This is a genomic window from Yoonia sp. (assembly GCF_030731595.1).
GTDB lineage: Bacteria > Pseudomonadota > Alphaproteobacteria > Rhodobacterales > Rhodobacteraceae > Yoonia.
The window spans coordinates 1-1,866 of the sequence record NZ_JANQTS010000136.1 but is presented as its reverse complement, the minus strand read 5'-3'; the positions used below and the strand labels follow the sequence as shown (position 1 = coordinate 1,866).

3 protein-coding genes and 1 pseudogene are annotated in these 1,866 nt (G+C 59.5%); all 4 read right to left on the bottom strand.

The features are described from left to right. On the bottom strand, positions 1–563 hold a 563-nt coding region (locus tag NWQ23_RS15720; RefSeq protein WP_306167336.1), incomplete at its 3' end, for an IS66 family transposase zinc-finger binding domain-containing protein. A gap of 54 nt (positions 564–617) precedes the next feature. Beyond that, positions 618–971 (bottom strand): IS66 family insertion sequence element accessory protein TnpB, encoded by a 354-nt coding sequence (gene tnpB / locus NWQ23_RS15715; RefSeq protein ID WP_306167335.1) that lies wholly within the window; start codon positions 969–971, stop codon positions 618–620. Further along, complete coding sequence (locus NWQ23_RS15710) at positions 968–1,399, bottom strand: transposase (RefSeq protein WP_306167334.1); 432 nt, start codon at positions 1,397–1,399, stop codon at positions 968–970. The genes tnpB and NWQ23_RS15710 overlap by 4 nt, the downstream gene beginning before the upstream one ends. Positions 1,400–1,485: 86 nt before the next feature. Continuing rightward, a pseudogene (locus NWQ23_RS15705) lies at positions 1,486–1,803 on the bottom strand (Tn3 family transposase); the annotation flags it as partial. Between the last annotated feature and the right edge of the window lie 63 nt (positions 1,804–1,866).

The window sequence follows — 1,866 nt, the reverse complement described above, 5'->3', positions numbered from 1 at the left end:
ACATGGGCGATGCTGGCCTCGGTCGGCAACCCGCCCATGATCAGGTGCGATGGTGTGGGAGCTTGGGTCACGCCATCGGTGCAGGTCCGGCAAGCGTATTTGGGACGGACGGTGACAATGACGCGCAACTGCGCCGGCACGATGTCCAACCGCTCGCTACGGTCTTCACCGATCTTGTGCATGACGCCACAGCCGCAAGGGCAGATCAGGCTGTCGGGTTCGACAACCTCTTCAATGCGCGGCAATGCGGCCGGCAAGTTGCCGATAGTGCGCTTTGGCGCGGGCCTGGTTGCCGTTTTGTCACCTGCCTTGGCAGCCAGATGTTCCTTCTGCACCTCGACCTCAGCCAGTGCGATGGACAGATCCTCGAACGCCAGTTGCCGCTCATCCTCGGTCAACTTTTCCGACCGCTTGCCATGCAGGGCATGGTTCAGCTCGGCGATCAAATGCTGTTGGCGTTGGGTGATATCCTGAAGTGCAGTAATCGTTTCCATCAATGACGTAACCACCGCGCGCTGCGCGTCAGGGATGGTGGAAAGGTCAATGGCGGGCATCTCGATCATGGCCCGAGACTACGATAAAACCACAGTAAAAACACGTCAAAGACGGTGATTGATTCATTCTGCCACAGCAGGTGGGCGCGTCTCCAAGGCCTTGACCTTGCGCCAGTCGAGACCGGCAAACAGGGCCTCAAACTGGGCGTGGTTCAGCGCCATCATCCCGTCCTTGATCGCAGGCCAGGTGAAGGTCGTATCTTCCAGTCGCTTGTAAGCCATCACCAATCCGGTGCCGTCCCAATACAAAAGCTTCAGCCGATCCGCCCTGCGCGAGCGGAACACAAACACCGTGCCGGTGAACGGATCCTTGCGCAGCACCGACGACACGATCGCTGCCAGACCGTCATGACCTTTCCTGAAGTCCACAGGCTGCGTCGAGACCAGAACCCGCACGCGGTTTGACGGGAACATCATGGCCGTGACCCAATTGCCCGCACGATCTCGGCAATCCGGTCAGAACTGGTGGTGCCATCGAGCCTGATTGTCACTTGGCCGATCTCAATCTCGATAGGGTCAGCGGATGCAGCGTCAGACTTAGTAAGCGGTGCAGACACTGCTGGTACAGGAGCATCGCCGCCATCATCCGACACCACGAGCGGCGCAAAACAAAAGTCGTCCTCTTCAACTGCGGGTAAAACCAACCTGCCGTCACGCGCCCGACTGCGCCATTCCGACAGATGGTTTGCCCGAAGCCCATACCGCGCAGCAACCCCGTTCACCGTCGCCCCAGGCTTCAAGCTCTCAGCCACGATCCGCGCCTTGACCTCATCCGGCCAGCGTCGCTGACCATTGGTCCGTATGTCCACCCCGTAGCCCCTGAGAAACTCCACCGTAGTCGCCATCGCGAAACTCCTGCCCTAATCTCCGTCAGGTGCGAAATCTCAGGTTAGGTCAGAATTGCGAAGGTGCGGGCCAGGAAACGCTTACGACCAAGGTGCTTGGTGTTCCAATAGATAATGATGGCGGCAAGCAGGTTGAGGCCGGCCATGCGATAGTGTTGGCCCTCGGCCGTGCGGTCGCGGATTTCGCCTTGGCGTCCGATGCGCAGAGCGTTTTTCAAGGCATGGTGCGCCTCGCCCTTGTTCAACCCAATCTGGGCGCGGCGCTGCATATCGGCGTCAAGCAGCCAGTCGATGATGAACAGCGTCCGCTCAATGCGGCCGATCTCGCGGAGCGCCATGGCACCTGTCGCCATGGTGGCCACAGAGCGCAGGACGCCGGGCCAGTTCTGGACGATGAGGCCTTCTCAGCCGTAACAGACCCCATTTTGTTGCGATATTCATCCTGCATGAAAACAGAAGACTGGGTG

Coding starts and splice junctions, on each gene's coding strand:
- tnpB (WP_306167335.1), bottom strand. CDS start 971: ATGATGTTCCCGTCAAACCGCGTGCGGGTTCTGGTCTCGACGCAGCCT.
- NWQ23_RS15710 (WP_306167334.1), bottom strand. CDS start 1,399: ATGGCGACTACGGTGGAGTTTCTCAGGGGCTACGGGGTGGACATACGG.